A 17,305-nucleotide genomic window follows, 5' to 3' on the forward strand; every position below is an offset into this window, starting at 1 on the left:
CTATTTTGCTTGATAAAAAAGCCGCTAATTAATAGCGGCTTTTTTGTTATCTGTTGCTCAACGATAAGTTGAACTTAGCTTGTATGTGGACAAATTAGATATACTCGACCGCAGAGATCTCAAAATCAGTCTCACCACCTGGCGTAGAAATCATCACTTCATCGCCTTCCATCTTACCGATAAGACCACGTGCAATCGGTGATGTCACCGAAATCAAATTGGCTTTAATGTTTGCTTCATCTTCACCGACGATACGATATGTCGACTCTTCATCGGTATCGAGATTCAAAATGGTCACGGTTGTGCCAAAAATCACCTTGCCTGTGTTTTCCATCTTGGTCACATCAATAATTTGAGCATTCGATAATTTACCTTCGATATCTCGAATGCGCGCCTCACAGATCCCCTGCTCTTCTCGAGCGGCATGATATTCTGCATTTTCTTTAAGATCACCTAACTCTCTCGCTGTACCAATGGCCTCAGTGATCTTAGGGCGTTTATCAAACTTTAAAAAATCTAATTCTTTGCGTAGTTGATCTGCACCAACTACCGTCATCGGAACCTTATTCATAGAAACTACCGTCTCCTTAACACAAAAGCATCCTAGCCAGTCTGACCTATATTGAGGACACCGACTAAGTAAAATAACGCATGGAATATCTCTATTCTATACTGGGATCGGCCGATATGCTATCGATTCACATCGACACAAGCATGAAACTGAGGCTCGGATCGTGATAACCTCTTTCCGAGTCAAAGTTTGGCTTAAAACGGAACCGTCTTTGCTAATAATTGAATACAATACTTTGATTTAGCCAATAAAAAAGGCCGCTTGCGCGACCTTTTTTCAATAAATTCAATTAGCCTTGAATTCGCTTATGTAGCTCTTGAACCGAAGTCACATTGGTTCGGTCATCGGCAGCATGCGCCATACAAGTGGCAAATGCAGCATTAAGCGTAGTCGTATAGTTCACTTTGTAACGTAATGCACCGCGACGTAATTGACGTGAATCTTCAATCGCCTGACGTCCTTCGGTAGTATTAACGATATAGGTGTACTCATCATTCTTAATACGGTCAAGAATGTGTGGACGACCTTCATGAACCTTGTTCACCAAACGTGGATTGATACCTGCTTCACCTAACACCACTGCGGTGCCGTGTGTCGCATCGATTTCATAACCCAATTCGATGAGCTTAGCCGCTAAATCGGCTACGCGGCTCTTATCGCTGTTACGTACAGAAAGTAATGCACGGCCCGATTTTGGCACTTCAGAAGTCGCACCCAGCTGTGCTTTAGCATAAGCTTCGGCAAAGGTTTCACCTACGCCCATCACCTCACCAGTAGAGCGCATTTCTGGGCCTAATAATGGGTCAACACCTGGGAACTTGTTGAAAGGCAATACCACTTCTTTTACTGAGTAGAAAGGTGGAATCACTTCTTCGGTAAAGCCTTGCTGCTCAAGCGATTGACCTGCCATTACACGCGCAGCAATCTTAGCTAGCGCTACACCTGTCGCTTTAGAGACAAAAGGAACAGTACGCGCAGCACGAGGGTTAACCTCAATCATGTAGATAGTGTTATCTTGTACCGCGAACTGTACGTTCATCAAGCCAACAACACCGAGTTCCATGGCAAGCTTACGCACTTGAACGCGCATCTCATCTTGGATTTCTTGGCTTAAAGTGTATGGAGGCAGTGAACAGCCAGAGTCACCAGAGTGAACACCCGCTTGCTCGATATGCTCCATAATCGCGCCAACCACAACAGTCTTGCCATCACAAACCGCATCGATATCCACTTCAGTCGCGTTATCGAGGAAACGGTCAAGCAATACAGGCGAAGCGTTCGATACACTAACAGCTTCATTGAAGTAACGACGTAAATCTTGTTCGTCGTATACGATTTCCATCGCCCGGCCACCCAATACATAAGATGGACGAACTACTAACGGATAACCGATACGCTCAGCAGAAATTACCGCACCTTCTACCGTAGTGACGGTATCATTTTCAGGTTGCTTCATTTCAAGACGCTGAATCGCTTGCTGGAAACGCTCACGGTCTTCTGCACGGTCAATCGCATCAGGGCTAGTACCAATAATTGGTACACCAGCGGCTTCTAGGTCACGAGCCAGTTTCAGTGGTGTTTGACCACCGTAATGCACGATCACGCCTTTTGGCTTTTCGATACGAACGATTTCAAGTACATCTTCAAGTGTAATTGGCTCGAAGTATAAACGGTCTGAGGTGTCGTAATCTGTAGATACCGTTTCAGGGTTACAGTTAACCATAATGGTTTCATAACCGTCTTCACGAAGCGCTAATGCCGCATGTACACAACAGTAATCGAACTCAATACCCTGACCGATACGGTTTGGACCACCACCGATAACCATGATTTTCTCACGTTCTGATGGGTTTGCCTCACACTCTTCCTCGTAGGTTGAGTACATGTAAGCGGTATCGGTTGAGAATTCGGCTGCACAAGTATCTACACGTTTGTAAACCGGGTAGATCTCATGGCGATAACGCAACTTGCGCATCTCAGATTCGCTGATCCCCAGCAATTCAGCCAGACGAGTATCGGCAAAACCTTTACGCTTAAGCTTGTAAAGGAAGTCTTTGTCCATTCTCGACATGCCGCCTTCTTTCACTTGTGCTTCAAGTTCAAGTAGGTCTTCAATCTGAACCAAGAACCAAAGGTCGATGTTGGTCAATTTGAAAATGGCTTCTAAACCAAGGCCAGCACGGAAAGCGTCAGCAATATAACGAATACGCTCAGCACCTGGTTCTTTCAGTTCATGGCGAATACGTGATAATGCTTCAGGCTCATCAATATCAATAATGGGGTCTAAACCACTGATGCCAACTTCAAGACCACGAAGGGCTTTTTGCAGTGATTCTTGGAAAGTACGGCCAATGGCCATCACTTCACCAACAGACTTCATTTGAGTCGTCAAACGATCGTTTGCGCCGGCAAACTTCTCAAAGTTAAAACGTGGCACCTTAGTCACAACATAATCAATTGCAGGCTCAAACGATGCTGGTGTTGCACCGCCTGTAATATCATTGCTCAGTTCATCTAAGGTAAAGCCAACGGCTAGCTTAGCCGCGATTTTAGCAATCGGGAAACCAGTCGCTTTTGATGCTAGTGCTGATGAACGCGATACACGTGGGTTCATCTCGATGATCACCATACGACCATCTTTAGGATTGATACCAAACTGTACGTTTGAACCGCCAGTTTCAACACCAATCTCACGCAGTACTGCAAGTGATGCATTACGCATCAACTGGTATTCTTTATCAGTTAGAGTCTGTGCAGGTGCCACGGTGATAGAGTCACCTGTATGTACACCCATTGGGTCGAAGTTTTCGATTGAACACACAATAATACAGTTATCATTGCGGTCACGAACCACTTCCATCTCATACTCTTTCCAACCAATTAGCGACTCATCGATAAGTAGCTCTGTGGTTGGTGAAAGTTCAAGACCTTGAGAACAAATCTCTTCAAACTCTTCCTTGTTGTAAGCGATACCACCGCCGCTGCCACCCATAGTAAATGATGGGCGAATAATACAAGGGAAACCGACTTCATCTAATACTTTATAAGCATCTTCCATGCTGTGCGCGATACCAGCACGAGGACACTCAAGACCAATACTGGTCATGGCTTTGTCGAAGCGACTACGGTCTTCTGCTTTATCGATAGCATCAGCCGTTGCACCAATCATCTCTACGTTAAACTCGGCAAGCACACCTTCGCTTTCAAGTTTAAGCGCACAGTTCAGTGCAGTTTGACCACCCATGGTTGGCAAAATCGCATCTGGACGCTCTTTAGCGATGATGTTGCGTACCACTTCCCAGTGAATCGGTTCGATGTAGGTCGCATCGGCCATTTCTGGATCAGTCATAATTGTCGCAGGGTTAGAGTTAACTAGGATAACTCTGTAGCCTTCTTCTCTTAGGGCTTTACACGCCTGAGCACCTGAGTAGTCAAACTCACATGCTTGGCCAATCACAATTGGGCCGGCACCTAGGATAAGAATACTTTTTATATCTGTACGTTTTGGCATTGCTGAAACCTTCTCCCGGACTACTTAGCGTTGTGACGATACTGTTCAATCAACTCAATAAAGTGATCAAACAATGGGGCCGCATCATGGGGGCCTGGGCTCGCTTCAGGGTGTCCCTGGAAGCTAAATGCTGGCTTATCGGTAAGATGAATACCTTGTAGCGAACCATCAAATAGTGACTTATGGGTCACCTTAATGTTGGCGGGTAAGCTGGCTTCATCAGCAGCAAAACCATGGTTTTGACTGGTGATCATCACATTACCCAGTTCAAGGTTGCTCACAGGGTGGTTAGCACCATGGTGACCAAACTTCATCTTTAAGGTTTTAGCACCTGAGGCAAGTGCCAATAACTGATGTCCTAAACAGATACCAAATACTGGAATATCGGTTTTAAGGATTTGTTGAATCGCTTCAATGGCGTAATCACATGGTTCTGGGTCACCAGGGCCGTTTGACAGGAATACCCCGTCAGGATTCATCGCCAGTACTTCAGCAGCAGATGTTTTTGCAGGTACCACAGTTACATCACAACCACGGTCGACCAGCATACGTAAAATATTGCGTTTAACACCATAGTCATAAGCAACCACTTTAAATTTAAGTTCTGCTTCTGGGGTGTCGTCAGGTAAACCACCCACTAGACGCCAGCTACCGCTGCGCCACTGATATTGCTTATCGGTAGTCACCTCTTTGGCTAAGTCCATGCCTTTTAATCCAGGGAATGCTTTGGCAGCTTCAAGCGCCTTAGCTTCATCCATATCACCGACTAAAATTGCGCCAGCCTGTGCCCCTTTCTCCCTTAGGATACGCGTAAGTTTACGAGTATCGATATCAGCAATACCAACAACATTGTTAGCTTTTAAATAATCACTGAGGGTTTGCTGATTTCTGAAGTTACTTGCCACTAGAGGTAAGTCTCTAATGATTAAACCACAAGCGTGAACGGCGTCTGATTCGACATCTTCACTATTGGTTCCTGTATTACCAATATGGGGATAAGTTAAAGTAACGATTTGACGAGAATAGGAAGGATCCGTCAGGATCTCTTGGTAACCAGTCATTGAAGTGTTAAAAACAACTTCACCAACTGCTAATCCATCAGCACCAATTGCAGTGCCAGAGAAAACGGTTCCATCTTCGAGTACGAGTAAGGCAGACTTTGTCAACACGACCTCCGAAAAGAGCCAAGCCATTGTATAATAGGGTTTTATTTTACGATTAAAATACCAACTTCCGCTTAAATACGAAATTTTGACAAATTCCGTCAATTCTATAGGTAAAATCAGATTTCGTCTATAAATGTGAAAGTTTTTTCTCAAAAAAAAACGCCAAATTGGCGTTTTTCAATTACTAACTTTTTAAACCTAAAACCTGCTGCATGTCATAAAGACCCGGGGCTTGATCGCCGAGCCAAAAAGCAGCACGCATAGCACCATTAGCAAAGGTCATTCTGCTTGACGCTTTATGGGTGATCTCTAATCGCTCACCTATATCGGCAAACATCGCAGTATGCTCACCGACTAGGTCACCAGCGCGAATAGTTGAGAAACCTATGGTCTCTCGCGAACGTTCCTCTGTGATCCCTTCACGACCATAAATGGCGCATTTTTCTAAATCACGGCCAAGCACTTCGGCGATCACTTCGCCCATCTTAAGCGCGGTTCCAGAAGGAGCGTCTTTCTTATATCTATGGTGACCTTCGATAATTTCGATATCGGTATAACTGCCCATCACTTCAGCGGCGACTTCAAGTAGACGCCACATCAAGTTAACCCCAACTGACATGTTCGGTGCCATAACAATAGGGGTGTTTTCGGCATAGGCAGCAATCTGCTCTTTTTGAGCATGATTAAAACCCGTTGTACCAATCACAATTGCTTTACCATTACGAGAACACCAATCGGTATGAACCAAGCTGGCTTCTGGTGAAGTGAAATCGATTAACACATCGAAATCATCTACCGCATGATCAAGACTATCGGTAATAGCAACATTCATGGCACCAACACCCGCTAGCTCACCAGCGTCAACACCAATTAATGTCGAACCCGCGCGCTCGATAGCCGCACCTAAGAAGATGTTGCTACTTAACTTAGCCGATTCAATAAGAGTACGGCCCATACGTCCACTACCACCGGTAATTGCGACTCTTACTTGCTCTGTCATCCAATACTCTCCACACGTTATTTTTGCTATCCGTAACGGATCTGATCGCTATTATTTTAGGTTCAAAAAAAAGCCTAAGCAACGGCTTAGGCTTTTCAACATTATAGAATGTCGAGTAATTCGACTTCAAATACCAATGCTGAGTAAGGAGGAATTGATGCACCGGCACCGCGCTCGCCATAAGCAAGGTGGTGAGGAACATAAAGCTTCCACTTAGAACCGACTGGCATAAGTTGTAATGCTTCAGTCCAACCTGCAATCACACCTGATACAGGGAATTCAGCGGGCTGATCACGTAATACAGAGCTATCGAAAACATCACCGCTGATGAAAGTACCGTGATAATGCGTACGAACTGTTGAGTCGTAACCAGGCTTATCACCATTACCTTCGGTAATGATCTCATACTGAAGACCTGACTCTAAAGTCACAACGCCTTCACGTTGCTTGTTTTCGGCAAGGAAAGTTTCACCTTCTGCTGATGCAGCAGCTGCAGCGGCTTCTTGTACCTTCTGGATACGCTGACTAATTTCAGTGAAGGCAGTTTGAAGATCTTGCATAGAAACAGCGCTTTCTTTACCGTCAAATGCATCAGATAAACCAACTTGAACCGCTGAAATATCGATACCTTCGAAAGAGTTTGCCGCTAGTTGCTCGCCCAGTTGGCGACCTACACCGTAGCTAGCATGCTGTTCAATTGTGGTGAACTTGTCAGACATAATGATACTACTCTCATTTATTCAATTAATTTCGCGGCGGATTCTACCATAATGTATGACAAAATGCCCACAAATCGGCCATTAGTTACAGGCTTTTTTTGCTCGATAAGGACTAGATTCATATAAGGGCAACACTTTAGCTTGGATCTGTTGCAGGTCGGCTATCCTTCGTCCATGAGATGGATGGGTCGACATCAACTCAGGGCCTTGGCTGCCGCCTGCCTTGGCCATATTTTGCCATAGGCTGATACTTTCTCGAGGGTCAAAGCCAGCTTGAGCCATTAACTGAGCGCCAATGATATCTGCTTCGGTTTCTTGCTCGCGGCCGTAAGGCAAAATAAAGCCCACTTGCGCACCTAAACCCAACGCCGCCATATACAGATCGCGATGACTCACCTCTCCGATCTCTAAGGCTGCGTTAGCAAGCTGCATCCCAGTACCAGTCATCTGTGCCCGAGACACTTGTTCATTACTGTGATTGGCCAGTACATGCGCCACTTCATGCCCTAATACCGCAGCAAGTTGGTGTTGATTATTCGCCACCGACAATAGCCCGCTATAAACCCCAATATGCCCGCCCGGCAGCGCGAAAGCGTTGACTTGCTCAGAATCAAACAGCACCACATCCCACTTAGGCTGCTGCCCCGGTAAAACTGCAGTGATGCGATTAGCAACACATTGGACATATTGGTTAAGCTGTTTATCTTGACTAATCGGTTGTTGCTTCTTCATGGCAGCGAAAGATTCGGCGCCCATCTGATCCATCTGCATCGATGAAAACAACAGCACCTGCCCTCGCCCCGTTGGTGATTGATGCGTCGCGCACCCACTTAAGATCAAGAATCCTAACCCCACCAGCCACTTTTGCATCTTTAACATCCTTAATTGCCTTAACCCAATGGTGTCTAAATTAAACTCATTTTATTTTAGCCATAAAAAAACCTCGCTAAGCGAGGTTTTTATTTTGTGAAGTTAGCCTTAGCTATTCAAGTCCTGAAAGAACTTTTTCACACCGTCGAAGAAGCCTTCAGCTTTAGGGCTATGCTTCGTTGATGAGCCTGTAAGGGTATTATCAAATTCACGTAACAGCTCTTTTTGCTTGTCGCTTAGATTAACCGGCGTTTCCATGACCACTTTACACAGTAGATCGCCTACCGCATGGCTTCGAACCGATTTAACCCCTTTACCGCGCAAACGGAACATACGACCGGTTTGTGTCTCTGAAGGGATCTTCAGGTTCACCTTACCATCCAATGTCGGTACTTCAATCTCGCCACCTAATGCGGCCGTGCTAAATGAGATAGGCACTTCACAGTAAAGGTTATTGCCATCGCGAACGAAAATAGCATGTTCACGCACTGTAACCTGAACATACAAGTCACCGGCTGGTGCACCGAACTCGCCCGCCTCGCCTTCACCAGATAGACGAATACGATCGCCCGTATCCACACCGGCAGGAATTTTAACCGACAGGGTCTTGCTCTTTTCGACGCGACCTTCACCATGACACTTGTTACATGGATCTTTGATAATCTTCCCGCGACCATGACAAGTCGGACAGGCTTGCTGCACCGCAAAGAAACCTTGGCGCATCTGTACTTGGCCTTGGCCATGACAGGTACCACAAGTGGTTGGTGACGAGCCCTTCTTAGCGCCGCTACCATCACACGCATCACAGGCTGCAAGTGTTGGAATACGTAGCTCTTTAGTTAAACCACGCACCGCTTCTTCCAGTGATAATTCTAAGTTATAGCGAAGATCACTACCTCGCGCAGCTTGGCGTTGACCACCACGGCGTCCACCGCCGAAGATGTCACCGAACACATCGCCAAACACATCACCGAAGTCAGCACCACCACCGAAACCGCCGCCACCGCGATTAGGATCCACACCCGCATGACCAAACTGATCATAGGCTGCTTTCTTATCGCTGTCGGTCAGAATTTCGTAAGCTTCTTTAACTTCTTTAAAGCTGGTTTCAGCCACTTTGTCGCCAGGGTTGCGATCTGGATGAAACTTCATGGCTAAACGCTTGTAAGCCTTTTTAATTTCACGTTCGCTGGCGTCACGACCTACGCCTAATACTTCGTAATAATCTCGCTTTGACATAGTCTCATACTTTCTGTGCTGGAGTTGTACGAACGGGCGTTAGAGTTTCCCCGTAACGCCCGCTGAAAATAATTTAGGCCGGGCCTGAATTATTTTTTGTCGTCTTTAACTTCTTCAAATTCAGCATCGACAACATCATCAGCTGACGCTTCTTGTGATTGCTGAGCCTGTTCACCTTGGGCACCTTGTGATGCTTGGGCTTTAGCTTGAGCAATTTCCATCAGCTTGGCAGATGCTTCCATTAACGCTTGAGTAGCTTTTTCGATCGCTTCTTTGTCGTTACCTTTAGTTGCGGTATCAACATCAGCCATTGCCGCTTCGATCTTCTCTTTCTCTTCGCTTGGTAGCTCTTCGCCAGCTTCTTCGATTTGCTTCTTAGTCGCGTGAACCATGCCATCGGCTTGGTTACGAGCCGTCACTAGCTCTTCGAATTTCGCATCTTCATCTGCATGAGCTTCTGCATCACGAACCATTGCATCCACTTCTTCATCGCTTAGACCAGAAGAAGCCTTGATGGTAATGTTCTGTGCTTTTCCGGTTTTCTTATCGGTCGCAGACACATGCAAGATACCATCGGCATCGATATCGAACGCCACTTCAATTTGTGGCATGCCACGTGGAGCTGGCTCAATACCTTCTAGGTTAAATTGACCTAGAGATTTGTTGGCGCTTGACTGCTTACGCTCACCTTGAAGTACGTGAATGGTTACCGCACTTTGGTTATCGTCTGCAGTTGAGAAGGTTTGGCTAGCCTTGGTTGGGATAGTGGTGTTCTTCTCAATCAGCTTGGTCATCACGCTACCCATGGTTTCGATACCAAGAGAAAGTGGCGTTACGTCTAGTAACAATACGTCTTTCACGTCACCAGCGAGTACACCCGCTTGAACTGCTGCACCAATTGCAACCGCTTCATCTGGGTTCACGTCTTGACGAAGCTCTTTGCCGAAGAAGGCTGAAACTTCAGCACGTACTTTAGGCATACGAGTTTGACCACCCACCAAAATCACTTCGTTGATGTCTGATACAGAAAGGTCTGCATCGGCCAGTGCAACTTTTAGTGGCTCAAGTGAACGAGTGATCAAGTCTTCAACTAGCGATTCTAGTTTGGCACGAGTGATCTTAACCACTAAGTGCTTAGGACCGGTTGCATCGGCGGTAATGTACGGCAGATTGACTTCAGTTTGAGTCGTGCTTGAAAGCTCAATCTTGGCTTTTTCAGCAGCTTCTTTTAGACGCTGCATTGCTAGCGGATCGTTACGTAGATCGATTGATTGCTCTTTCTTGAATTGATCAGCAAGATAGTTGATCAAACGGTTATCGAAATCTTCACCACCTAAGTGAGTATCACCATTGGTCGCTAGTACTTCGAAAGTTTGTTCACCATCTACGCTATCGATTTCGATGATAGATATATCGAATGTACCACCACCTAAATCGTATACCGCAACAACGTTGTCGCCTTGCTTCTTGTCGATACCATAAGCCAATGCCGCGGCCGTTGGCTCGTTGATAATACGCTTAACTTCAAGACCTGCGATGCGACCTGCATCTTTAGTTGCTTGACGTTGTGAATCGTTAAAGTAAGCAGGAACGGTAATAACCGCTTCAGTGACAGGCTCACCAAGGAAGTCTTCTGCTGTCTTCTTCATTTTCTTCAGAATTTCAGCAGAAACTTGTGGAGGAGCCATCTTCTTACCGTGCGCCTCAACCCATGCATCACCGTTATCAGCACCAATAATTTTGAATGGCATAATGTCTACGTCGCGCTGAACTTCATCATCGGTAAAACGACGACCAATTAGACGCTTAATCGCGAAAAAGGTGTTAGCTGGGTTTGTTACAGCTTGACGTTTCGCAGATTGACCTACGATAGTTTCGTCGCCAGTGTATGCAACAATTGATGGAGTGGTACGATCACCCTCTGCATTTTCAATCACACGTGCTTTACCGCCATCTAATACGGCAACACAAGAGTTGGTTGTACCTAAATCGATACCAATAATTTTACCCATGGAGTCCTCCAAAAAATCTTTTAACTAACACTAAATTTGTCATCATGATTAAGATATGGGGATCGGTGAAATCGTTTTCAAGCCCGATTTTAAACCTTGAGTTTTCAGCCCAATATCTATCCTTAACACCCTATATTGGGACGCTAAAAGTGATTACAAGGGCACAAAGCATAAAAGTTTAATTTAATCGCAATTTTTTTAGTCTTAAAAAAGCAGCTTTAATCAGCAAAGCAACATATAATCCCAGCGCCTAGGTTGCGATAACAACCCTGCGATAAACTTCCTATAATTAATCTGTATTTATCGAGTGAGAACCTGCCGTGAAACCGACTAGCCAAGCTTATATCTATGCGGGATGTGCGATCTTGTTATGGTCGACAGTGGCGACGGCATTTAAATTGGCCTTAAGCCATTACACGCCGCTGCAGTTAGTATTAATTGCAGTGCTCACATCGATCGTGGCGTTGAGTCTGATCTTGGGCGTTATGGGCAAACTGAAGCTCATCAAAAAGCAGTTTATTCGCCGCCCTTGGTTTTACTTACAAACCGGGCTGCTTAATCCGTTTCTCTACTATCTAGTGCTGTTTAAAGCTTATGATCTGCTACCAGCCCAGCAAGCCTTATCACTCAATTACACCTGGGCTATTTTATTACCGCTGCTATCAGTACCTCTGTTAAAGCACAAACTCAGAAAGAGCGACTTACTGGCTGCAATTATTGCTTACTTAGGCGTATTTGTTATCGCTACCAACGGCAATATCACATCGTTACATTTCGAAAGTGCCACTGGAGTTTTATTAGCTTTAGCCAGCACCGTCGTCTGGGCGCTTTACTGGATAGTGAACACCAAAGATAAGGGCGACCCAGTAGTGAGTCTGCTGCTGAGTTTCCTCGTCGGCTTACCTCTGGTTATTGCAACCTTATGCTTTACCGATACCATACCTACTTGGGATGCCAAAGCCTTTGGTGCTGGTGTTTATGTTGGCTTGTTCGAAATGGGCGTGACCTTCGTGCTCTGGTTAATGGCGCTGAAAAAAACCGATCGTACTGCCAATATGACAACCTTAGTGTTCATCACACCGGTATTGTCGGTAGGTTTTATCGCTTGGATATTACAAGAGGCTATCACCCCCTCAACTTTTGTTGGCCTAGCACTCATTCTCAGCGCGTTAATCCTTCAAAAGCTGCTACCAAGACTATTACAAAGTAAGCCTAAGCCGCTTGTAATGCCCTAGCTTTAATCTTAAAAAACCGACTCTTAGGTCGGTTTTACTCAGCTTTGAGGTGGTTCATCGCTAGTTAGCGACTTAAGTTATGGACTTAATTATTGACGGAGATCTCACCAACACCGACAGAGACGTAAAGCTGCTCGTCACTGCCTGATTGCTGTTTATGAAAACTCTGGCTCACCAAGTTGCGATCGACGGCTAACGCTTTACCATTTTCGCTAATACTCACTTCACCGACTCCTGACTTCAGTGTCATCTCACCATATTGCGCCTGATGTTTGATCTCAGTGCGGCCAACGCCAAGATCAATATCAATACTCGCCGAAAGGCCATCGACGATAACTTCACCCACTCCCGCATCGACTTTTAATTTGGCATGACGCGGTAAATAAATACGCCAATCTTGATTCAAATCATCTTGCTCGCTGAGCTTAAGCACTAGCTTGTCGCTACTATCAACTACCGCTAACGTAACAGTGGTCACATCCTTATTGCTCCAAAAGCTGAGCCAATTGGTGTCCGACGCCTTAACACTGACTTCGACTCTAACCTGTTCGTCATCACTAGCGATTAGCTCGGCGCGGCCCACATCCATATCCAGCACCACTTGTTGACCCTGATAGTTAAACTCATCTACCAGCGTCACTTCAGATGAAGCATTTGCATCCATGCTGCACACACTTAGTAGCAAGGCAACACTCATGGTTAAGCTGGCTAATATTGCTTTATTCATTAGGACATTCCTTGATTTTCCTGTATTAATTAATAGCAATACAGCAAAGACAATGCCAAAAACATAACCAACTATTTTTGTTGATTATTTTCTATTTATGATTCACAAAATGAATCATACATCACCAATAGTTAGTTAATTTCACCACAGCTTATCGATTCAAAAACCCACCTTAGATGCCGCTCAACCTTCAGCAGCCAACAAAAAAGGGAGCAAGCTCCCTTAGTGTCTAATACAGTCCTAGCACATTCAATCGCCGCTTATTGCCTTGCGGTATAGTCACCGATGCCAATCCACTTATAGGTAGTTAATGCTTCCAATCCCATAGGGCCTCTGGCATGTAACTTCTGCGTCGACACCGCGACTTCGGCGCCCAGACCAAATTGACCACCATCGGTAAAGCGCGTACTGGCATTCACATACACTGCCGAGGCATCTACTTGATTAACAAAATGCGCCGAGGCATGAATATTGTCGGTTAAAATCCCCTCCGAATGTCCACTAGAAAAGCGGCGAATATGCGTGATAGCGCTATCAATATCATCCACCACCTTGATGCCTAAGGTCAGCGATAACCACTCTTGGCCGAAGGTTTCATCGCTGGCGACTTGCATCTCAATCTCTATGCCTTTAGCCACTTGTTGTGCCTGAGGACAGCCATAAAAACTCACACCTAAGCCAGCAAGATGCGTTAACAATTTAGGCAGTAATACTGCGGCGACATCTTGATGAACCAATACTGTATCTAAGGCATTACACACTGTAGGACGCTGCACCTTAGCATTAGCGATAACCTCAATGGCTTTATCAATATCCAAGGCTTTATCGGCATAAAGATGACAGATACCTATCCCGCCCAGAATCACCGGAATCGTCGCTTGCTCGGCGCATAGACGTTGTAGATGGGCGCCGCCACGAGGCACTATCATATCCACATAGTGATCGAGCTTTAATAAACCTGCGACCAATTGACGGTCAGGGCTTTCAATCAGCTGCACTGCATCGGCGGGTAATCCCTGCTCGGCTATCGCCTCACGAATTGCTTCACTCAGAGCTAGATTTGATTGCAGCGTCTCTTTACCGCCACGTAAAATCACCGCATTACCGGTTTTCAGTGCCAGCACAGCAATATCTACAGTAACGTTAGGGCGAGCCTCATAAATCACGCCGATCACTCCAAGGGGCACGCGACGACGCGACAAACGCAAACCATTGTCAAGCAATTGGCTTTCTAGCTCACTCCCCACAGGGTCGGCAAGATTAATCACCTGGTCGATATCGGCTATCACTGCCGCAAGACGAGTTTCATCCAATAATAAACGATCGATCATCGCATCGCTTAAACCGGCTTCACGAGCCTGCGCCACATCTTGCTGATTGGCCGCAATAATAGTCTGACTGCAAGCCGTTAACTTGGCGGCTATCGCACTGAGTAACAGCTGCTTTTCTTGTCCTGTAAGGCTGGCTAAGGCATAACTTGATTGCTTGGCTTGTTGACCAAGCTTGGTTAAATAATCTTGCTGACTTGCAGTTACTTCAGACACTTACAACACCACCATATCGTTACGATGCACCACGGCATCACCATAATCATAGCCCAGTAACGACTCTATTTCGTTGGAGTGTTTACCAGCAATACTTAACAGATCTTTAGCACTATAACGGCTCATACCCCGCGCCACTTCTCTGCCGGTTTCATCGATTAATTGCAACGTCGCCCCACGCTCAAATTGGCCACTGACACTGACAATGCCTTTCGACAATAAGCTACGCCCTTTCTGAGTAACAGCTACAATAGCGCCGCTATCGAGCACAAGACGCCCTGTAGTTTTCGGCCCAGCTAAGATCCATTGTTTGCGACTCTCAAGTGGATTTTCTAGGGCGGTAAAATGCGTTCCGATGCCCTCTTTACAGACCGCATGTTGAATCACTTTTGGATGATGACCCGAAGCGATCACCACTTCAATCCCGGCGCGGCGGGCAATATCGGCAGCCTGTAACTTGGTCGCCATACCGCCAGTACCTAAACCTGAAACTGCGCCCCCCGCCAGGCTGCGCAAGCTGTCGTCAATATTAACAACCTGTTTGATCAGTTTGGCATCGGGATTAGCACGAGGATCGGCATCGAAAAGCCCTTTCTGATCGGTCAGTAAAATCAACAGGTCTGCATCACAAAGCAGTGCGGCGCGAGCCGACAAGTTGTCGTTATCACCCACCTTAATTTCGCTGGTTGCCACCGCATCGTTCTCATTGATGATAGGAATAATGCCGTTAGCCAGCAGTGCATTGAGTGAATCACGCGCATTGAGGTAGCGTTCTCGGTCATGCAGATCGGCGCGCGTCAGCAACAGTTGGCCCACATGCAAACCATAGATACTAAACAGTTGCGACCAAGCCAAGATCAACTGGCCTTGACCCACGGCGGCCAATAACTGTTTATTGGCGACGGTTTCGGGCAAATTGGGGTAACCTAAGTGTTCGCGTCCAGCAGCGATAGCGCCGGAAGTGCAAAGCACGACCTCAACGCCAGATTTCATCAAACTCGCCATCTGTCTAGCAAGCTCAACCATATGCGCTTTATCTAAGCTTTTTGAGCCCGATGTCAACACACTGGTACCTAATTTAACCACCACGCGGCGGTAACCAATCTCACTTAAGTTCATTTTGATATTAAAGATAAAAACCGAACTTATGGTTATACCCAATCCACTGACAAAATGGTAGCAGCGCAATTAAATGATTAGATACCATTAAAGAATATGAAATAAATCCCATAAAAAAAGGGCATAAATCTAATGCCCTTTTTGCTTCAAGCCAATGTAAACATCAACTTAACTCAGCTGATCTGTGTCGCTAAAATTAGCCGTAAATAAACTTAGCGATAAACAACAAGGCTAAAGCCACAATGCCGATATTAAGATCTTTATAACGACCGCTCAGTAGTTTGATTGCTGCATAGCTGATAAAGCCCATAGCAATACCTGTAGCAATAGAGAAGGTCAGCGGCATAAGAAGACACACCACTACAACAGGTGCCGCTTCGGTTAAGTCTTCCCAATCAACATGAACTAAGCCAGACATCATTAAGATGGCCACATAGAACAGGGTTCCGGCTGTCGCATAGGCAGGAACCATGGCCGCTAGTGGCGATAGGAATAGCGACAAAATAAATAGGATGCCGACAACCACAGCGGTTAAGCCGGTACGGCCACCCGCACTGACACCTGCAGTACTTTCGATGTAACTGGTAGTCGTTGAGGTACCTAACATGGCACCTGCAATAGTTGCAGTACTATCAGCGGTTAATGCCCGGCCTAAACGAGGTAAACGGCCTCTTTCATCGAGGAAACCACCGCGCTGCGCTACGGCCACTAGCGTACCTGAGGTATCGAACAGATCCACAAACAGGAAGGCAAACACCACAGACAACATGCTGATCTCTAATACGCTAGAGAGATCCATTTTCATAAAGGTTGGTGCAATAGAAGGTGGAGCCGAAACAATGCCACCATATTGTAAGTCACCATAGAAGAAGCCAATGGCCGTCACAGACAAGATACTGATGATCACCGCTGATTTCATACCATGATGCACCAAGGCAATAATGATAAAGAAACCCAAGACTGCCATCACCGCTGGGAATGAGGTGATATCCCCCATAGTCACTAACGTTGCAGGGCTGGCTACAACTATGCCGGCACTCTTAAGACCAATTAAAGCCAAGAAAATACCGATACCAGCGGCAATACCGAAACGCAGTGATAACGGAATGCTGTTAACCACCCACTCACGAATTTTCACCAAAGAAAGAATTAAGAAGCAGATCCCTGACAGGAATACCGCACCCAATGCGGTTTCCCAGGTGTAGCCCATTTCACCGACCACAGTGTAGGTAAAAAAGGCGTTCAGCCCCATGCCCGGTGCTAAAGCAATAGGATAATTAGCCACAATACCCATCACCAAACAGCCAACCGCGGCAGCTAAACAGGTCGCTACGAATACAGCACCATGATCCATCCCAGCATCGGCAAGCATCATAGGGTTAACGAAGATGATATAAGCCATAGTCAAGAAGGTGGTAAAACCTGCGATAACTTCTTGCTTTAATGACGTTTGATGTTCAGTCAGTTTAAATATTTTTTCTAACATGGAACAAGGTTCCTTGAATTAATTTTAAGTTATGAATGTAGGTGAGGCTTTTAGAGAACAAGCTCTATTTTATTAAGCTGGAATTATATACGTAACAATAAGTTCA

The 17,305-nt window shown here is 45.8% G+C and carries 13 protein-coding genes; 1 reads left to right on the top strand and 12 read right to left on the bottom strand.

The window, feature by feature from the left end:
• Positions 1-94: 94 nt before the first annotated feature.
• From greA to dnaK, 8 genes are all read right to left on the bottom strand, one after another.
• Positions 95-571, bottom strand: a complete 477-nt coding sequence (gene greA / locus L1D21_RS10360) for a transcription elongation factor GreA (protein ID WP_239845169.1) — start codon at positions 569-571, stop codon at positions 95-97.
• A gap of 289 nt (positions 572-860) precedes the next feature.
• Positions 861-4,082, bottom strand: a complete 3,222-nt coding sequence (gene carB / locus L1D21_RS10365; RefSeq protein ID WP_239845170.1) for a carbamoyl-phosphate synthase large subunit — start codon at positions 4,080-4,082, stop codon at positions 861-863.
• Positions 4,083-4,102: 20 nt separating this feature from the next.
• Complete coding sequence (gene carA, locus L1D21_RS10370) at positions 4,103-5,275, bottom strand: glutamine-hydrolyzing carbamoyl-phosphate synthase small subunit (RefSeq protein ID WP_239845171.1); 1,173 nt, start codon at positions 5,273-5,275, stop codon at positions 4,103-4,105.
• Between the two features lie 157 nt (positions 5,276-5,432).
• Positions 5,433-6,248 carry a 4-hydroxy-tetrahydrodipicolinate reductase gene (dapB, locus tag L1D21_RS10375; RefSeq protein WP_239845172.1) on the bottom strand — a complete coding sequence of 272 codons (816 nt, stop codon included), beginning with the start codon at positions 6,246-6,248 and terminating at the stop codon, positions 5,433-5,435.
• Positions 6,249-6,349: 101 nt separating this feature from the next.
• Positions 6,350-6,967 (bottom strand): FKBP-type peptidyl-prolyl cis-trans isomerase, encoded by a 618-nt coding sequence (locus tag L1D21_RS10380; protein WP_239845173.1) that lies wholly within the window; start codon positions 6,965-6,967, stop codon positions 6,350-6,352.
• An 81-nt stretch (positions 6,968-7,048) separates the two neighbouring features.
• Positions 7,049-7,837, bottom strand: coding sequence for a M48 family metallopeptidase (locus L1D21_RS10385; protein WP_239845174.1), 789 nt, complete (start codon positions 7,835-7,837; stop codon positions 7,049-7,051).
• Between the two features lie 108 nt (positions 7,838-7,945).
• Positions 7,946-9,076 (bottom strand): molecular chaperone DnaJ, encoded by a 1,131-nt coding sequence (gene dnaJ, locus L1D21_RS10390; protein WP_239845175.1) that lies wholly within the window; start codon positions 9,074-9,076, stop codon positions 7,946-7,948.
• Between the two features lie 89 nt (positions 9,077-9,165).
• Complete coding sequence (gene dnaK, locus L1D21_RS10395; protein ID WP_239845176.1) at positions 9,166-11,088, bottom strand: molecular chaperone DnaK; 1,923 nt, start codon at positions 11,086-11,088, stop codon at positions 9,166-9,168.
• 320 nt (positions 11,089-11,408) lie between these two features.
• On the opposite strand from dnaK, the gene L1D21_RS10400 reads away from it, so the two are divergent.
• The gene (locus tag L1D21_RS10400) at positions 11,409-12,323 is read left to right on the top strand and encodes a DMT family transporter (protein WP_239845177.1); all 915 of its coding nucleotides are present in this window, start codon (positions 11,409-11,411) and stop codon (positions 12,321-12,323) included.
• 85 nt (positions 12,324-12,408) lie between these two features.
• Here the strand turns inward: L1D21_RS10400 and L1D21_RS10405 are convergent, their stop codons facing one another.
• The 4 genes from L1D21_RS10405 to L1D21_RS10420 all read right to left on the bottom strand — a co-directional run bounded on the left by L1D21_RS10405 (position 12,409) and on the right by L1D21_RS10420 (position 17,199).
• The gene (locus L1D21_RS10405; RefSeq protein WP_239845178.1) at positions 12,409-13,050 is read right to left on the bottom strand and encodes a hypothetical protein; all 642 of its coding nucleotides are present in this window, start codon (positions 13,048-13,050) and stop codon (positions 12,409-12,411) included.
• 260 nt (positions 13,051-13,310) lie between these two features.
• A complete protein-coding gene (locus L1D21_RS10410; RefSeq protein ID WP_239845179.1) occupies positions 13,311-14,594 on the bottom strand; it encodes a glutamate-5-semialdehyde dehydrogenase in 1,284 nt (427 codons plus the stop codon).
• A complete protein-coding gene (proB, locus tag L1D21_RS10415; RefSeq protein WP_239845180.1) occupies positions 14,595-15,713 on the bottom strand; it encodes a glutamate 5-kinase in 1,119 nt (372 codons plus the stop codon). It abuts the gene before it with no gap.
• 196 nt (positions 15,714-15,909) lie between these two features.
• Positions 15,910-17,199, bottom strand: a complete 1,290-nt coding sequence (locus L1D21_RS10420; RefSeq protein ID WP_239845181.1) for an NCS2 family permease — start codon at positions 17,197-17,199, stop codon at positions 15,910-15,912.
• Positions 17,200-17,305: the final 106 nt, after the last annotated feature.

It is taken from the genome of Shewanella sp. Isolate11, assembly GCF_022398315.1.
GTDB lineage: Bacteria > Pseudomonadota > Gammaproteobacteria > Enterobacterales > Shewanellaceae > Shewanella.

Excerpts from the sequence above, each read along its gene's own strand:
- greA (WP_239845169.1), bottom strand. The coding sequence starts at position 571 with ATGAATAAGGTTCCGATGACGGTAGTTGGTGCAGATCAACTACGCAAA.
- carB (WP_239845170.1), bottom strand. The coding sequence starts at position 4,082 with ATGCCAAAACGTACAGATATAAAAAGTATTCTTATCCTAGGTGCCGGC.
- carA (WP_239845171.1), bottom strand. The coding sequence starts at position 5,275 with ATGGCTTGGCTCTTTTCGGAGGTCGTGTTGACAAAGTCTGCCTTACTC.
- dapB (WP_239845172.1), bottom strand. The coding sequence starts at position 6,248 with ATGACAGAGCAAGTAAGAGTCGCAATTACCGGTGGTAGTGGACGTATG.
- L1D21_RS10380 (WP_239845173.1), bottom strand. The coding sequence starts at position 6,967 with ATGTCTGACAAGTTCACCACAATTGAACAGCATGCTAGCTACGGTGTA.
- L1D21_RS10385 (WP_239845174.1), bottom strand. The coding sequence starts at position 7,837 with ATGCAAAAGTGGCTGGTGGGGTTAGGATTCTTGATCTTAAGTGGGTGC.
- dnaJ (WP_239845175.1), bottom strand. The coding sequence starts at position 9,076 with ATGTCAAAGCGAGATTATTACGAAGTATTAGGCGTAGGTCGTGACGCC.
- dnaK (WP_239845176.1), bottom strand. The coding sequence starts at position 11,088 with ATGGGTAAAATTATTGGTATCGATTTAGGTACAACCAACTCTTGTGTT.
- L1D21_RS10405 (WP_239845178.1), bottom strand. The coding sequence starts at position 13,050 with ATGAATAAAGCAATATTAGCCAGCTTAACCATGAGTGTTGCCTTGCTA.
- proB (WP_239845180.1), bottom strand. The coding sequence starts at position 15,713 with ATGAACTTAAGTGAGATTGGTTACCGCCGCGTGGTGGTTAAATTAGGT.
- L1D21_RS10420 (WP_239845181.1), bottom strand. The coding sequence starts at position 17,199 with ATGTTAGAAAAAATATTTAAACTGACTGAACATCAAACGTCATTAAAG.